Raw genomic sequence first — 16,799 nt, 5'->3', positions numbered from 1 at the left:
GTCGATGATTGGAAAGCGGTGGCGATGCTGCTGGCCGTAGCCCGTTATTTTACCAGAGCCGTCCGGCCGGGGCTGAAACCGTCAGCCCTCTATATAAGAACATAACGGGATTTGGGCGAAAAAAAACCCGGCGCTTGCGCGCCGGGCAGAACATACAGCGTGAAACTCAGGACATCAGAACTTGACCGAGGCGCCGAAGGTCACATAGCGGCCGATCGCATCGTAGTACTGCGGGAAGGTGTTGCCGCTGTTGGTGCCGGTGCTGCCGATGGTGCCGCCAACGATCGGCGGCTTCTTGTCGGTCAGGTTGGTCACCGACGCGGTCAGGCGCACGTTCTTCAGCACGTTCCAGCTGGCGGTCAGGTCCACGTAGTTATACGAAGGGATGCTCGAGAATGCCGGCAGGAAGGTCGCGCCGCCCGGCTCTTCCACCAGCGCGCTGGTGTAGCGCCAGTTGTAGCCGACCGACCAGGCGCCCATGTTCCAGGTGGTGCGCTGATTGAACTTGCGCTTGTAGTTGATGGTGCCGTTGATCTCGGTACAGGCCACGCTGTAGAAGCCCAGGCAATTGCGGTTGACCGCGTTCGGGGTTGCCTGGTATTCCCACTCGTTGACGAAGTTCGCACCCAGGCCCAGGTCCAGGCTGCCGTAGCGCGCATCCATGCCGAGCTGGCTGAAGTTGACGCGGTAGTTCACGCTCAGGTCGACGCCGGTGGTGCTGAAGCGGCCCAGGTTCGACTGTGGACGCGCCACGCCCTTCGAATCGACGCCGTTGAAGGTGCCGTTCAGCGGGTTACGGCCGATCACCGCGCAAGCCTCGTTCATCACCAGGCCAGGATTGAAGGCCGTGCTGTAGCAGCGGTCGATCACGTCGGCGCTGGACGGACGCGAGACGGCATCCGTGATGGCGATCTTGTAGTAGTCGACCGCGATGGCCAGGCGCGGCAACGGTTCGATCACGAAGCCGAAGGTGCGGGTCTTGGCCGATTCCGGTCCGAGCGCGGTGTTGCCGCCGACCAGGGTATTGATCTGGCCCGAGGACGGGACCGGCAGGCTGCCGATCTCGCTGAGCGGCACGCCGGTCAGGCGGCACAGGTTCGACAGCGTGCCAGCGGTATTCGCCTGGGCCCGGTTGATGTTGGCGCCCTGGCAAGGGTCGGTTGCCAGATTCGACAGGCTGGTAACGGCCGGCGCGAACAGCTCGTTCACGTTCGGCGCGCGGGTCGCCTTCTGCACCATGCCGCGCAGGCGGAGCATCTTGACCGGCGCCCATTCGCCGCCGAACTTCCAGCTGCCATAGTCGGTGCTCTTGCCGGCGGTTTCGAAGGAAGTCGTGCGATAGCCCAGCTCCATGTTCAGGGACTGGATGAAGGGCTTGTTCTTCACCAGCGGAATGAACATCTCGTAGGCGTATTCTTCCAGCGTGAAGCTGCCGCTACGGTCAGGCGTCGGCGCGCCGGTGCCCAGCACTTCGCCCTGGATCTGCGAGGCCGCGTCGGACTGGGTGCCGGCGGTGACCTTGCGGCGCTCGCCCAGCAGCGACAGCGCGATCGGATCTTCGGCCCAAGGACTGCGGAAGGTCTCGCCCAGGTTGCCGTTGATCGAGGCCAGGAACACGTCCTGCTCGACTTTCTGGCGCAGCACGGCGCTCTGGTTGATGAAGGCTGCCTGCTGCGGCGTGATCGAGCCGGCGGCGCCGAACACGTTCAGCGGCACGCAGCCGTTGGCCGGATTGACGCAGGCGGTAGTGGTCAGGGCGTTCAAGGCCTGACCGACCTTGGCGAGCGACCCCCAATTCTGGCGGGTCTGGATCTGCTCGGCGGTGCCGCGGCTGTAGTAGGTGTCGTAGGTCCAGTCGCCTGCCAGGTCGCCCTTCAGGCCGATGTTGTACTGCAGGGTCTTGTTGTCGAAGTTGTTATAGCGCGGTCCGAGTTCGGTGAAGCGGCGATTGACCGTCATCGGCACCAGCGTCGCATTGCCGGCCACGCAAGCGGACGCTGGGATGCCGCGGCGGTCGCAGATCTGCTGGCGCGCGGCCGCAGGGATGTACGGGTTACCGATCGGCACATTGAAGGTGTTGGCGAAGGTGCCGGTCTCGGCCAGCGCCGATGCCACCGTGCTGTCGGTGAAGAACAGTTCGGTGTACAGCTCGAAGTTGTCGCTGATCTTGTAGTTGCCGAGCGCGGTCGCCTGGGTGCGCTCGAGGCCGGTTGCATAGTAGTTCGGCGGGTTGGTGTTGTAGGCCACGGCCGGTTGCACCAGAGCGCCGGTGGTCGGGTTGATCTGCCAGTTGCCGGCCAGGGTGCTGGTGCCGCCTGGGCCGACCGGCACCGAGAAGCCCGAAGGCACGGTGGTGGCCGAGCCGGACGGCAGACCGCTGACCGAGTTCAGGCTGGTGATGCCGAAGTCGCGCTCGCCCTGGGTCAGCGGATCGGTCTTGGTCTTGCCAATACTCAGGACCACATTGCCGCGGCCGTCTTCCAGGTTGGCGCCCATGGTCAGATCGACGCGGCGGCGCTTGGTGTCCTTTTCGTCGGCGGTGGCGCCGTAGGTGCTGCTGATATCGACGCCGGTGAAGTTGCGCTTGAGCGTGAAGTTGGCCACGCCGGCCACCGCGTCGGCGCCGTACACGACCGAGGCGCCGCCGGTGACCAGGTCGACCCGGTTCAGCAGGGCCAGCGGGATCGAGTTGGTGTCGACGGTGCCGTCCAGGCTGTAGGGCACCAGGCGGCGGCCGTTGATCAGCACCAGCGAGCGGTTCGAGCCGAGGCCGCGCAGGTCGATGGTGGCGGCGCCGCCGCTGCCGTTATTCGTGCCCTGGCCGATGGACGGTGCGGCCGCCGGCAGGTTCTTGAAGAATTCTTCGACCGCGATCGGCTGGGTCGACTGGATTTCCGCTGCGGTGATCGAGGAGATCGGGCTGTTGGAGGTAATGCCGGGCGAGGTGATGCGGGTACCGGTCACTTCGACGACGGCTGTCTTTTCCTGGGCCAGGACCGGCTGGGCGATGGCGCCGAGGCCGGCCACCAGCAGGGACATACGGACAGCACGCGATAAGGCTTTTTCTTTCATCATTTTTATAATCCGACTTATTGAACAACACGAACAGACCGGCCCCGGGTAACGGTGTCCGGCAACCCATTCCCTCTACGCGTCCATCGCCTTGTGAGCAAGCGGCTATGGTTGGACGCGTAAGTACATGGAAACATTTGGTGTTGATTGCTGTCAATACATAAATACAGGTGTGTCTAAAATGAAACGTTTTATGACTGAAGCATTTTTTTGAATTAACATTGGCTGGACCAATTTGCTGTTCCGCGGAGCAGTGACGCACTACAATGTGCGTCTTTCGCACCGCTTTCGCGCCATGCCACGTTTCTACTGCCCGCCCCCTTTATCGACCGGCCTGACCATTGCCCTGCCGGCAGAGGTCGCCCACCACCTGCACGTGCTGCGCCTGCAACCGGGCGCCGCGCTGACCCTGTTCGACGGGCGCGGCGGCCAGTACGCGGCCACGCTGGCGGACATCGGCAAGAAGACCGCGAGCGCGCACATCGGCGCTTTCGAGGACGTCGAGGTGGAATTGCCCTACGCGGTCACCCTGGCCCAGGGCCTGCCCGAAGGCAGCAAGATGGACTGGATCATCGAAAAGGCGGTCGAACTGGGCGTGGCGGCGGTGCAGCCGCTGGCGGCGCAGCGCAGCGTGGTGCGCCTGTCGGGCGACCGGGCCGAGAAGCGCCATGCGCACTGGCAGGGCGTGATCGAGGCGGCCTCCGAGCAGTGTGGGCGCAACCGGCTGGCGCAGTTGAACCCGGTGGCGGACTACCGGCGCTGGCTGGCCCAGCCTGGCGCGGCGCCCTCCCCGCGCATCCTGCTCAGTCCGCGTGCGCAGGGTTCGCTGGCGCAGTGGGCGCAGGCATCGGGACCGCAGGGGCTGACCCTGATGGTGGGGCCGGAGGGCGGCTTCACCCATGAAGAGGAAGACGCGGCGGTGGCGGCGGGCGCCCTGATGCTGTCGATCGGGCCGCGCGTGCTGCGCACCGAGACCGCGGCGCTGGCGGCGCTGGCGCTGCTGGGCGGCGTGTGGGGCGGGATGTAGCCGGACAGGCACAAGAAATCGCGGACGAAGCCGCGAAGAAAGCGCAGACGAAAAAAACCGGCCCCTTTCGGGGCCGGTTTCATTGTCAACTCGTCTATTAGAACGAGTAGCGTGCGCCGACGTACAGGCGGCGTGGTTCGTTCCACGAGATCGCCTCGCCGAACTTGTACACGCCGTTGCCGGCCACCAAGTTCTGCGCGGCAGTCGCCGACTGCTTGTCCAGGATGTTGAAGATGTCGAAGAAGAACTCGACTTTCTGCGAACCGGACAGCTTGTAGGTGTATTTCAGACGAACGTCGAAGGTGTAGTACGACGGAGCGGTCTGGCTGCCGACGGCGCCCGGTTTCACCCAGGTATCGATCGAGCCACCGACGTTGTACGGCAGGTCCACCACTTCCGGCAGGTTACGACCGGAGTTCAGGGCGGTGCGGCTGTACACCGCGCCGCTATTCCAGTTATACACGCCTGCCAGCTCGATACCGTTGTTGAAGAAGTAGGTACCATAGGCCTTGAACTGGTGCTTGATGTTGCCAGGCTGCGGGCCGTAGACGTTCGGGGCGCGCGGATCCAGGAACAGGAAGTCGCCCTGCACGTCGGCGTTACTATCCGAGTTGGTGTTGCCTTTCGCTTCGTTCCAGGTGTACGACGCCGAACCTTGCCAGTTGTCGCGCTTGGCTTTGGTCAGGCTGACTTCGACGCCCTGGTAGTCGCGCTTGCCGCCTTTCAGCGTACCCAGCACGTAGTTCGAGTTCGGCGCCGACGAGTAGCCGAAGTACGAGTATGGCAGGTAGAACGGGGTGCCCGGAGCGGCGACACCGACGTCCGCACCTGGTTTTGCGCTCGGGTCCGAATACACGGCCAGGTCGTAGTCCTCGATGATGTCGCGGGTCTGGCGCTTGGTGTAAGCGACCGACACGGTGTAATCGCGGCCCAGGTTGGTTGCGTAGCCGAGCATGAACTCGTCGGTGAACGGCGTCTTGGTCGACGGCGAGAACACGGCGTCAGGCTGCTTTTCGCCGCCGCGGGTACGGAAGTTCACCCAGCGATCGCCCAGGAACACTTCCTCGCTCAGGACCGGGCCGGTCAGGTTACCCGCGAAGTCCGACATATTCGTGCGGACCGGGTCGTAGTAACGGCCCAGGAAGCCCCAGATCTTGCTGCGGCCGTCGCCGGTCGGGTCATACACGACGTTCAGGCGCGGCGCCAGTTTCCACTTGAATTTCGCGGACTGGTTGCCTTTGGAATCCTTGTGGACCCATTCTTCCGCGCGCACGCCGGCGCCGACGGTCAGGCGGTCCTTGGTCCAGGTGTCCTGGATATAGGCGGCCTTGCCGGTGGCTTCCACGCTGTACGGTGCAGCCTGCACTTCGCGAATACGGTACTGGTTGACCTGGCCGTTCGGGTTGCCCGCGGTGCTGACGAAGCGGTAGGCATTGTACTCGGCATTCGAGATGGTGCCGTTGCGGTCGGTATCCAGCAGATTGTAGAAATAGGCGCGGTCGGCGGCCGAGCTGGCGTTGATGCCGGCGGTGATACGCGGATAGTCAGCCGCGCTCATCTGACGCGAACCAGTCCACAGGCTCGAGGTATTGTATTCGGCGAAAGTCACGCCGGCGTCCGCCGCGGCGATCGAGGTATACCGTGCCTTGTCGGCGCCGGTCACCAGCGAATCTTCGAAGTATTCGTTCTTCGACACCAGGAAGCCGCCCTTGAAGGTGTGGGTGCCGGCATTCGCGGTCTCGAGGAAGTACTCGGCATTGATGCCGACTTCGTCGCGGTTACGTTCGGTGATCAGGTCGCTGCCGGCGCCGCCCAGGGTGCGGTCGGCCAGCGTGGCGGTAGCGCGATTCTTGCTGAAGGCAACGCTGTTCAGCGCCGACTTGTTGGCTGCAAAGTCCGAAACCTCGCCTTCGTGACGGAAGGCGTAGGCGCTGACACGCAGGTTCTCCATGTCGCGCGAATACTCGACGCGGTAGTTGTTACCACCCTGCTTACGACGCGTGTCGCGATTGTTCAGCACGGTTGGGGTGGTCGAACCGTCGGTCTCGGTCGGGTCGTTGAAGAACGACGCCACCAAGCGGTCGTTCTCGGTTGCCTGCCAGGTCAGCTTCAGGAAGCCCAGGCGATCGTCGCGCTTGACGGTACGCATGAAATCGCCGGTTTGCGCCTGGACCACATCGGTCTCACGGCCTTTTTTCTGGAACGAGCCGAAGAACCACAGATTGTCCTTGATGATCGGGCCGCCCAGGGTGACTGCCGCATCGTAGGTCGAGAAGCCGGAAGCGGTGTTGTGCTTGTTGTCGGCGACCAGGCTGTCGTTCTGGAAGTAGTAGTTGACCGAACCGTGGTATTCGTTCGAACCCGACTTGGTGATCACTTTCGAGACCAGGCCCGAACCGCCCGCATATTCCGCAGGGATGCCGCCGGTCAGGATCTGCTGTTCCTGGATGATCTCGGAGTTGATGTTCGAACCGAAGGTACCGGTCTGGTGGTCGGTAACGTCGATGCCGTCGAGGATATAAACGTTGTCGGTCGAGGAGCCGGTGGCGCCGCCGATGTCCGAGTAGTTCACGCCCGATTTCGACGACGGGTTGCCGCCTGACGAAGGCTTGACGCCTGGAACCAGCTGCAGGTAGCTCTGGAAGCTGCGGCCGGTCGGCAGCGATTCCACGACGCCCAGGTTCAGGATGGTGCCGACGGTTGCCGACGTGGTGTCGACCTGCGCCAGGCGCGAACCGGTCACGACGACCTGTTGCGCGTTGGTAGCGCCGGCAACCGACGTGTCGGCAACCGAGTAGGTCAGGCTTGGGTTCTGGTTGGAAACAACTGCCACGCCATTGGCAGCAAAGTTCGAGTAGCCAGGTGCAACGACTTCGACTTTGTAGTCGGTCGCAGGGTCGAGACCGGCGATACGGACCGAACCGTCGGCTTCGGTGACAGCAGTCTTGGTGACCAGGCTGCTCGGCGAGCTGACGCGCACCGTTGCGCCGGCGACCGGCTTGCCGCCGGCGCCAGTGATGTTAATACGCAGACCGCCGGTTTCGGCAGCAAGGGCGGCGCCCATGAAGCACATGCCGACCGCGACCGAAATTGCGGAACGACGGATCACTGCAACCTTCGACTTCTGTTTCACTGTATGCAACATATGTGATTCCCTAAGTGTTGTTGTTACGGGAGCACCTTCGACCTACAGGCTCAAAGTTTTCCCGGCGTCGGTACTGTTGTGCGTACCTTGTGCCGGAGTGCCACGGCTCTTGACCCCGCCAAGTTTGTCTCCCAACCGGGCAAGAAAGGAACATGCATTCCTCGTTCAGCTGGGTTGTTCCCAGCGGAACTAGTACATAGAACCATACGCAAAGTTGCGGCGTCAACAATAAGTGTGTCATTTTGCACACTTACAACACTTTCCAAATTGATATGCGGACGGAGCATAAAAGTATTCTTTTGGTGCACAGCACCAATTGTTTTACCGTAAAACCTCGAAAAAACTGTGTTTTTAACTGGGAAACTTGGTCTGCACCATTTTTGCCCAATGGTCATAAAACGGTGCAAATGTGACATAGTGCAGCGCAACATTCCTACGGCCTTGCCCCTTTGCCTCATGCCGCGGTTGAACGCACACTTTGCGAGAAAATATTCTCGTTGCGCGGGTCAAACAGTACATTTCAACTTTTGGCGTATTGACGCTGGCGTTAGTGCCGGGCCGATGGCATGGGAAGCCCTCGCCAAAACCGGGCTGCCGGCGAGATTTCAAGCAGACGCGCGTAGTCGACAGGCTCACCACTGACGTTCGCCTTGACATGCCCTCCCCTCATCCACGGGCGGGAGGCACCAACGAAAACACCCCGCAGGCGCAAGCTTGCGGGGTGCAGGGAGCCCGGTCCGGGCTGGTGCGTCGACACGCTTGCGGCCTCAGGGGACCGCAAGCGCCCGATCACACGATTACTTGAACCGGCGGTTGTACTCGATGCTGAGCTTCAGCGAACGAGGCGCGGTGAAGTAGGTCGGCATCTCGTAGGTGGCGACACGCACGAGATCGCTGTTGTATGCCTCGTTGACCTTCTGGACCGACTGGTCGTTCAGGACATTGAAGACATCGGCGCGCAGCGCCAGGCCGTCGAGGAAGCGTGGCTTGTAGACCAGGTTCAGGTCCAGCGTCTTCTCCCAGCCGAGGCGGCCCAGGGTGCCGCGTTCGGACAGCTTGTTCTCTTCGCCGGTCGTGCCGAAGCAGTAGTGCGAGGCCGAGTTGTAGTTGTAGTTGTCGAACTCGGGCGACTGGGTGTACGGGTTCGCGCCCGAGCACGAACGCGGACGACCCGACGACAGCAGCAGGTTGGCGCCGACGGTGACTTCCGGGGTCACGTCGTAGAAACCGTAGGCCTTGATCTGGTGCTTGCGGTCGTTCGGCAGCAGGCCGTAGGCGCCCACCATCAGCTCCGGGTAGTCCCAGGTCTGGGTGGCCGACACGTCGCCCTGTGCGGCCGCGGTGTCCGACAGGGTCTGGCCTTCGGTATTGCCGCGGCTGCGCGACAGGGTGTAGGTCGCCTTGGCGTACCAGCCGTCGCGGTAGGCACGTTCCACGAAGAAGTCGAGTGCGGCGTAGGTGCGCTTCGGCTTGTCGAAGCCCAGTTCCGCAGCCGACAGGTTGACGTCGGTGTAGGTGCCGTTGCCCGCGTAGTCGACCAGGAACTTGTTGCCGCGGCCCGGGTTGAAGGTGGCGCAGCCGAAGCCGGCCCAGTTCGAGGTATCGATGTTGTTACGCTCGGCATAGGCCTCGAACGGACGCGCGTCGCAGGTATCGTCGATGGTCGACTTCAGGGTGCGGTAGGTGAACTTGGCGCCGAAGCTCAGGTTGCGGTTCCAGGCGCGTTCCATGCCGACGGTGAACTCGTCCTGGTAGGCCGGTTTCATGTCCTGGGCGGCGACCACTTTCGGATCCTTGGCCTGGCCGTACTCGTTGTTGTTCGACATCGGCGCGGTCAGCTGGGTGGTGCCGGTGGGCAGGCCGTTCGCGTCCACGCCGTTGTAGGTGTAGTACTGGAAGGTGTACAGCGAGCCGTTGGCGCCGCGCAGTGCGACCATGGTCGGGATCTGGATGGTATAGCGGCCGATGCTGCCGTAGACCTTGAGCGAAGCGTCGCCGTTCACGTCCCACGACACGTTGGCGCGTGGGGCGAGCTGGTTCTTCATCTCGATGTACTTGGTGTTGTCCTGGTTCGCGTTGTAGAAGCCTTCGCGGCGCAGGCCGACGGTCAGCAGGACGTCCTTGGTCGCCTGCCAGCGGTCTTCCAGGTACTGGGCGTCCTGGCCGGCATAGGCGTTCGAGACGGTCGAGTACTTGATGTTGCGGACGTAGTAACCCTGGGCCGCGTAGCCGCCGTACGGCGCCAGCGCCGGCAGGGTGCCGCCGGAGACGGCGATCGGACGATTCGGGCTCGGGCTGAGCTGGTACTGCCACAGGCTGCCGCCCGCGTAGGCCTCGCCGGCGCCCTCAGACACCGCCTTGTTGTTGTCCAGGCCGGCGCGCAGGGTGTGGTTGCCAACCTTGTATTCCAGGTCCAGTCGCTTCGAGGTCACATCGTCGGTGGAACCGCTCAGCGGGATCGTGCCGGTGACGCGCTGTCCGCTGACGTAGCTCAGGCCGGGAATGCGGTTGGCGATCGGGGCCGACATCTGCGCGATGGTCGGGTCGTACCCGGTCGGCTCGTAGATGTGCTCGGCCTTGGTCTTGCCATACAGGGCATTGATGGTCAGGTCTTCGGTGATGTTGCCGACATAGCGCAGGCTGTTCAGCTTGCCGCCATTGGTATGGGCCGGACCGTATTCCTGGTGGATCGAGTTGGTGACGGTCGAACCCACGGCGCGGGTGCCGTAGTTGTACGAACGGTACTCGTAGTCGCTCTCCGGCAGGTCGCCGATGGTGGTGAATTCGAGACGATGGCTGTCGTTGATGTTCCAGTCCAGCTTACCGAAGTAGCGCTTGGAGGTGGTTTTCGCATCGCGCCAGCCCGAGGTGCCCAGGTTGGTCGCGGTGGTGCTGCCGACGACCTGGTTGGCCTTGGTCTGGGTCTGTTCAAGCGCGACGAAGCCGAACAGCTTGTCTTCGATCAGCGGACCACCGACATAGGCCGAGACCTGGGTCTGCTGCAGCTTGTTGTCTTCGCGGCGCAGGTACAGCGAGCCGTCGGTCTCCGGGAATGCGCCGGTGTTGGCGTAGTGCTGGTCGCGGTAGCTGGCGCGGGTCGACTTCGGAACGATCGACGCCAGGGCGCCGGCTTCCCAGGTGTTGGTGCCGGACTTGGTGGTGATGTTGGTCACGCCGCCGACCGAACGGCCGAATTCGGCGCCGAAGCCGCCGGTCAGGATCTGCGCCTGGGCGATCGCGCCGAACGGCAGTTCCATCGCACCCAGCTGGGTCAGCGGGTTGGTGGCAACCATGCCGTTGATGTAGTAAGCGTTTTCCGACGGAGCGCCGCCGCCGAAGCTGGCGCCCGCGCCGTAGCTCGGGTCGGCGCGCGTGGTGTTCGGGGCCAGCTGGATGATCGCGTCGACGTTGCGGCCGATCGGCAGCTTTTCGAGTTCACGCGAGGTGAAGGTGGTGCTGTTGGCCGAAGTGGAGACGTCGATGCGGGTACGGCGGCCGGTCACCTGGACCGACTGCATGCCGCCCGCTGCCGCGGCGCCTGCGAACTGGGCTTCGACGCCCTGGCCGGCCAGCACCTCGAGCTGGGTGGTGCCGACGGTGGCGCCGCCCTTCAGCAGCGTAATGGTGTAGCTGCCAATCGGCAAGCTAGTTGCGCGGAAATTGCCAGTGGCGTCAGGCGTGACGGTACGGGTCTGGTTGGTGTCGTTGCTCTTCAGTACGACCGTGTCGCCGCTGCCAGCGGCAACCTTGCCATACACCGAACCTGCGGCATTCGACTGCGCCATTGCCGACGGAACGACCGCGACCGCGAGCGCCGTGGTGCTGAAGGCGATCGTGAGTGCACGGGCTACTACAGTTTTTTTCAACATGTGATTCCCTAAATGTTTTTGTTACCGGAAGTACTTCCGTCCGACAGGCCGACAATCCACCGCGCCAAGCGGTGCGATCGCGTCTCCTGGCCTGCCCGACTTTATCTCCCACTTGGCATAGGAGGAACGTTCATTCCTCGTCTAACTGGTTGCGTCCAGCTCAACCCAAGCATAAAACCATAGGGAATTTGCAACGTCAATGGTAATAGCGGTAAATATGCAAACATACAACAGTTAACAATTCAGAGAAAATTTATACAACCAAAAATGCGGCCACTGACATATTTCGTTACATGTTTGACGTACTTACGCTGCCTATACGAACAAAAATTAGCAATTCTCGGCAAAATCCAAACTTTTATTGCACATGCGTCCATCAACCGAATTTCGTAGAAAACGTCATGAAATGTCCAAATATGTTAAAAACATGTGACACGTCGAGGCCGCCTCTTTTGAGCGCGATACCTTGCCTTGCGCAACATCGGGTCAGGTCCAGGAAGTTAAAATATTTCGATATTTACATATACGAGGAATATTTACACTTTCGAGCACACCGCCGCGAACGGTTGGGCGGCCATGCGGGAGGCCCGCCCATGCGCCGGCGGTCGCGGGGCTGGGCCATATCACGGTAAAATAGCGCTTTGCCTGCGCGCTTCCCGTCACCGACCGGCTGCGCCATCCATGCCGCCGGCGCTCCTGCCGGCACTGCCCTCGTCCTGCCCTAAGATGCTCCGAATAAACGAACTCAAACTCCCGCTCAACCATCCCGATAGCGCGCTGCGCGAAGCCATCCTCACGCGCCTGGGAATCGCAGGCGAGGACCTGATCGGCTTCAGCGTGTTCAAGCGCAGCTACGACGCGCGCAAGAAGACGGCGATCGTCCTGATCTACGCCCTCGACGTCGAAGTGCGCGGGGAAGCGGCGGTGCTGGCGCGCATGGGCGGCGACCAATACATCGTGCCGGCGCCGGACACCAGCTACAAGTTCGCCACCACCGCTCGTCCGCCGGCCGGCGTCCCGCGCCCGGTGGTGGTCGGCATGGGCCCCTGCGGCATGTTCGTGGCCCTGATCCTGGCGCAGATGGGCCTGAATCCGATCGTGCTCGAGCGCGGCAAGATCGTGCGCGAACGGACCGTCGACACCTTCGGCTTCTGGCGCAAGCGCAAGCTCAATACCGAGTCGAACGTGCAGTTCGGCGAAGGCGGCGCCGGCACCTTCTCGGACGGCAAGCTGTACAGCCAGATCAAGGACCCGAAACACTACGGCCGCAAGGTGCTGACCGAGTTCGTGAAAGCCGGCGCGCCGGAAGAGATCCTGTACGTCAGCAAGCCGCACATCGGCACCTTCCGCCTGGTCAAGATGGTCGAGCAGATCCGCGCCGAGATTCAATCGCTGGGCGGCGAGATCCGCTTCGAAACCCGCGTCGACGACATCTTCGTGTCCGAGGAAAACGGCGTGCGCCAGGTCCAGGGCGTGCGCCTGTCGAACGGCGAAGAACTGCCGACCCGCCACCTGGTGATGGCGATCGGCCACAGCGCGCGCGACACCTTCGAGCTGCTCTACGAGCGCGGCGTCTACATCGAGGCGAAACCGTTCTCGATCGGCTTCCGGGTCGAGCACCCGCAGTCGCTGATCGACGTGTGCCGCTTCGGCCCCAACGCCGGCAACAAGCTGCTGGGCGCGGCCGACTACAAGATCGTGCACCACGCCTCGAACGGCCGCTCGGTCTACAGCTTCTGCATGTGCCCGGGCGGCACCGTGGTCGCCGCGTCGAGCGAGGAAGGCCGCGTGGTCACCAATGGCATGAGCCAGTATTCGCGCGCCGAGCGCAACGCCAACAGCGCCATCGTGGTCGGCATCACGCCCGACGATTATCCGGGCCACCCGCTGGCCGGCATCGCCTTCCAGCGCGAACTCGAATCGCGCGCCTACGTGCTGGGCGGCTCCAACTACGACGCGCCGGGCCAGCTGATGGGCGACTTCGTCAAGGGCGTGGCCTCGAAGGAGTTCGGCTCCGTGGTCCCCTCCTTCAAGCCGGCGGTGCGCCTGACCGACCTCGCGCCCTCGCTGCCGGACTATGCGATTCAAGCAATGCGCGAAGCCTTTGTCGCCTTCGACAAGCAGATCAAGGGCTACTACAAGCACGACGCGGTGCTCACCGGCGTCGAGACCCGCACCTCCTCGCCGATCCGCATCAAGCGCAACGACCATGACCTGCAAAGCCTGAACACGCGCGGCCTGTTCCCGGCCGGCGAAGGCGCGGGCTACGCCGGCGGCATCATGTCGGCGGCGGTGGACGGCATCCGCGTGGCGGAAGCCGTGGCGCTGTCGCTGGTCGCGTGAGAGAAAGCACCGGCCCCGGCCCCATCCTCGCCATCCTGGCCTCGATGGTGTCGGTGAACGCCGGCGCCGCCTGGGCCAAGCATCTGTTTCCTCTCGTCGGCGCCCAGGGCGTGACCGCGGTGCGGGTCGGCCTGGCGGCCATCATCATGCTCGCCATCGTACGGCCCTGGCGCACCCTGCCCGCGCGCGCCGACGCCCGCAATCTCCTGGTCTACGGCCTGATGCTGGGCTGCATGAACCTGCTGATCTACGCCGCCTTCGCGCGCATCCCGATCGGAGTGGCGGTGGCGATCGAAGTGGTCGGGCCCCTGGGCGTGGTGGTGTTGTCCTCGCGCCGCGCGCGCGACATCGGCTGGGTGCTGCTGGCGGCCTTCGGCCTGTGGCTGCTGGCGCCGGTGCACGACGGCGTCCCGCCGCTCGATCCGCTCGGCGTGCTGTACGCGCTCGGCGCCGCTTTTTGCTGGGCGATGTACATCGTGTTCGGCAAGCGCGTCTCAGGCCTCGGCGGCGGCCAGGCGGTGGCCTGGGGCATGCTGGCGGCGGCGCTGTTCACGGTGCCGGTCGGCGTGGCGCATGCGGGCGGCGCGCTGCTCGATTCTTCCGTGTTGATCGGCGGGCTGGCGGTGGCGGTGCTGTCGTCCGCCCTGCCCTACTCGCTCGAGATGGCGGCGCTGGCCCGGCTGCCGCGGCGGGTGTTCGGGATCCTGGTGAGCGCCGGGCCGGCATTCGCAGCCCTGGCGGGTTTTATTGTCCTCGGCGAGCTGCTCACCACGATGCAATGGCTGGCGATTGCCCTGGTGATCGTCGCCTGCGGCGGCGCCGCCGCTACAGCCACCCGGCCCGCTTGAATCTCCGGTACAGGTAGAAGCATACCCCGCCCATGGTTGCCAGCGCCAGCGGATAGCCATACTTCCACTTCAGCTCCGGCATGAACTCGAAGTTCATGCCCCAGATCCCCGCGAACGCCGTGAACACGGCGAAGATCGCCGCATACGAGGCGAGCTTCTTGCTGATGTCGTTCTCTTCGATCGCCACCATCGACAGGGTCACCTGGATCGCGGTGTTGATGGTGTCGCGCACCGCATCGAGCCGGCCGAGGATGCGCAGCAGGTGATCATGCACGTCGCGGAAGTAGTCCTGGGTCTCGACCACCACTTCCGGCACCCGCCCGCCGTACAGGTGGCTGATGGCGTCGAGCAGCGGGATCACCGCATGGCGCAGCACCTGCGACTTGCGCTTGAGCGCATACAGGCGCTCGATGTTGCCGCGCTGTTCGCCGACACCGCCGAAGATATGGTCCTCGATCGATTCGAGCTCGGACTCGAGGGCGTCGACCACCGGAAAATAGCGGTCGACCACCGCATCGACCAGCGCGTACAGCACGAAGCCGGAGCCTTTTCTCAACTGGTGCGGTTCGCGTTCGGCGCGCGCGCGCACGCCGAGGAAGCCCTGGTTGGCGTCGCGCCGCACCGACAGCACGTAGTTGGGGCCCGCGAAGATAGCCAGTTCGCCGGCGCAGAGTTCGTCGCCATTGAGCTCGACGATGTGGACGATGACGAACACGGAGTCGCCGTACTCCTCCATTTTGGGCCTTTGGTGCCCGCGCGCGGCGTCTTCGACCGCCAGCTCGTGCAGGTTGAACTCCTCCTGCATGACGGCGATCTCGGACTGGTCCGGGTCGCGCAGCGCGACCCAGACGAAGGTCTCGGGGAGCTTCAAGTACTCGCTGATGTCGGCGACGGGGATGTCGGAGAGCTTCTTGCCTTCCTGGTAAGCGACACAGTTGATCAGCATGGATAATGGTGTAAGCAGTCGAGACGCCAGCTTACACCATCACCCCTCACTCATCGCGTGCGCCATCTATCCCAAGCTCGCCGATCTTGCGCGTGATGGTGTTGCGCCCGATCCCGAGCCGCATCGCGGCGTCGTTCTTGCGCCCGTGCGTGTGCTTGAGCGCGGTCTTGATCAGGGCCGACTCGAACTGGCGCCCGAGGATGTCCATCACGTCCATCTGGCCGGCGCTCAGCATGCCGGCCGCCTGCAGTTCGAGCAGGCCGATCCAGCCTTCGGGCGAGGCCGGCAGCGCCGCGTGCGCCGGCGCGGGCACGGCCGCCACCGGCATGCCTGGCAAGCCGGCGTCCTGCAGGGTCGAGGGCGGCGGCATGCCCTGGGTGAGGTCGCGCGGCAGGTCCTTCACCTCGACCGTCTGGCCAGGCGCCATCACGGTGATCCAGTTGCACAGGTTTTCCAGCTGGCGCACGTTCCCCGGCAGTTCCAGTCCCGACAAAAAACGCATCGCCGGTTCGGACAGGCGCTTCGGTTCGACGCCCAATTGGCGTGCGCTCTGCACCAGGAAGTGGCGCGCCAAAATGGGGATGTCGTCGCTGCGCTCGCGCAGGGATGGCAGGCGCAGGCGGATCACGTTGAGGCGGTGGTAGAGGTCTTCGCGGAACAGGCCGTCGCGCACGCGCTGTTCCAGGTTCTGGTGGGTGGCCGCGATCACGCGCACGTTCGCTTTCACCGGCTGGTGCCCGCCGACGCGGTAGAAGTGGCCGTCGGACAGCACCCGCAGAAGGCGGGTCTGCAAATCGAATGGCATGTCGCCGATTTCATCCAGGAAAAGGGTGCCGTTCTCGGCCTGCTCGAAGCGGCCGCGCCGCATGGCCTGGGCGCCGGTGAAGGCGCCCCGCTCGTGGCCGAACAGTTCCGACTCCAGCAAATCCTTCGGGATCGCCGCCGTGTTCAGCGCGATGAAGGGCTGCGCCGCGCGCGGGCTGTGCTTGTGCAGGGCGCGCGCGACCAGCTCCTTGCCGGTGCCGGATTCGCCGGTGATCAGGACCGTCACGTTCGACTGCGACAGGCGGCCGATGGCGCGGAACACTTCCTGCATCGCCGGCGCGTGGCCGAGGATCTCGGGGGTCTCGGCGGGCGCCGCTTCCACGCTGGCTTCGCGCAGGCTTTCCTCGAGCGCGCGCCGGATCAGGGCGACGGCCTTGTCGATGTCGAAGGGCTTGGCCAGGTAGTCGAAGGCCCCGCCCTGGAAGGAAGCGACCGCCGAATCGAGGTCGGAAAAAGCGGTGATGATGATGACCGGCAGGCCGGGATGGCGCGCCTTGACGGCTTGCAGCAGGTCGATGCCGGATTCGCCCGGCATGCGGATGTCCGAGACCAGCACCTGCGGGGTGTCGGTCTCGAAGGCGTTCATGGCGTCGCGCGCGTTGGCGAAGCTGCGGGTCTCCAGGCTTTCGCGCGCCAGGGCCTTTTCCAGCACCCAGCGGATCGAGGCGTCGTCGTCGACAATCCAGATTGGTTTCATGTGTTCGTGGTTCCCGCAATTGGATAA

General features: G+C 63.8%; 8 protein-coding genes. 3 read left to right on the top strand and 5 right to left on the bottom strand.

Features of this window, described 5'->3' with window-relative positions:
* Positions 1-174: 174 nt before the first annotated feature.
* Positions 175-3,075 (bottom strand): TonB-dependent receptor domain-containing protein, encoded by a 2,901-nt coding sequence (locus LQ564_RS14030; RefSeq protein WP_231058721.1) that lies wholly within the window; start codon positions 3,073-3,075, stop codon positions 175-177.
* A gap of 292 nt (positions 3,076-3,367) precedes the next feature.
* Here LQ564_RS14030 and LQ564_RS14025 point away from each other — a divergent pair, with 292 nt between their 5' ends.
* Complete coding sequence (locus LQ564_RS14025) at positions 3,368-4,099, top strand: 16S rRNA (uracil(1498)-N(3))-methyltransferase (RefSeq protein ID WP_231058720.1); 732 nt, start codon at positions 3,368-3,370, stop codon at positions 4,097-4,099.
* A 97-nt stretch (positions 4,100-4,196) separates the two neighbouring features.
* Here LQ564_RS14025 and LQ564_RS14020 read toward each other — a convergent pair whose 3' ends face one another.
* Together LQ564_RS14020 and LQ564_RS14015 are read right to left on the bottom strand one after the other, a co-directional pair.
* On the bottom strand, positions 4,197-7,208 hold the full coding sequence (locus LQ564_RS14020) for a TonB-dependent receptor (protein WP_231058719.1): 3,012 nt from the start codon (positions 7,206-7,208) through the stop codon (positions 4,197-4,199).
* 833 nt (positions 7,209-8,041) lie between these two features.
* On the bottom strand, positions 8,042-11,113 hold the full coding sequence (locus LQ564_RS14015; RefSeq protein WP_231058718.1) for a TonB-dependent receptor: 3,072 nt from the start codon (positions 11,111-11,113) through the stop codon (positions 8,042-8,044).
* 726 nt (positions 11,114-11,839) lie between these two features.
* Here LQ564_RS14015 and LQ564_RS14010 point away from each other — a divergent pair.
* Together LQ564_RS14010 and LQ564_RS14005 are read left to right on the top strand one after the other, a co-directional pair.
* Positions 11,840-13,456 carry an NAD(P)/FAD-dependent oxidoreductase gene (locus tag LQ564_RS14010; protein ID WP_231058717.1) on the top strand — a complete coding sequence of 539 codons (1,617 nt, stop codon included), beginning with the start codon at positions 11,840-11,842 and terminating at the stop codon, positions 13,454-13,456.
* Between the two features lie 44 nt (positions 13,457-13,500).
* Entirely contained in the window at positions 13,501-14,304 is an 804-nt protein-coding gene (locus LQ564_RS14005; protein WP_231058987.1) for an EamA family transporter, read from the top strand.
* Here LQ564_RS14005 and corA read toward each other — a convergent pair.
* Together corA and ntrC are read right to left on the bottom strand one after the other, a co-directional pair.
* Positions 14,282-15,250 carry a magnesium/cobalt transporter CorA gene (gene corA, locus LQ564_RS14000; RefSeq protein WP_231058716.1) on the bottom strand — a complete coding sequence of 323 codons (969 nt, stop codon included), beginning with the start codon at positions 15,248-15,250 and terminating at the stop codon, positions 14,282-14,284. The genes LQ564_RS14005 and corA overlap by 23 nt on opposite strands.
* Before the next feature lie 46 nt (positions 15,251-15,296).
* Entirely contained in the window at positions 15,297-16,772 is a 1,476-nt protein-coding gene (gene ntrC, locus LQ564_RS13995) for a nitrogen regulation protein NR(I) (protein ID WP_231058715.1), read from the bottom strand.
* Positions 16,773-16,799 lie beyond the last annotated feature (27 nt).

It is taken from the genome of Massilia phyllostachyos (genome assembly GCF_021044825.1).
GTDB lineage: Bacteria > Pseudomonadota > Gammaproteobacteria > Burkholderiales > Burkholderiaceae_D > Telluria > Telluria phyllostachyos.
This window is presented reverse-complemented; position numbering and strand designations above follow the sequence as displayed.

Coding starts and splice junctions, on each gene's coding strand:
- LQ564_RS14030 (WP_231058721.1), bottom strand. CDS start 3,075: ATGATGAAAGAAAAAGCCTTATCGCGTGCTGTCCGTATGTCCCTGCTG.
- LQ564_RS14025 (WP_231058720.1), top strand. CDS start 3,368: ATGCCACGTTTCTACTGCCCGCCCCCTTTATCGACCGGCCTGACCATT.
- LQ564_RS14015 (WP_231058718.1), bottom strand. CDS start 11,113: ATGTTGAAAAAAACTGTAGTAGCCCGTGCACTCACGATCGCCTTCAGC.
- LQ564_RS14010 (WP_231058717.1), top strand. CDS start 11,840: ATGCTCCGAATAAACGAACTCAAACTCCCGCTCAACCATCCCGATAGC.
- LQ564_RS14005 (WP_231058987.1), top strand. CDS start 13,501: ATGGTGTCGGTGAACGCCGGCGCCGCCTGGGCCAAGCATCTGTTTCCT.
- corA (WP_231058716.1), bottom strand. CDS start 15,250: ATGCTGATCAACTGTGTCGCTTACCAGGAAGGCAAGAAGCTCTCCGAC.
- ntrC (WP_231058715.1), bottom strand. CDS start 16,772: ATGAAACCAATCTGGATTGTCGACGACGACGCCTCGATCCGCTGGGTG.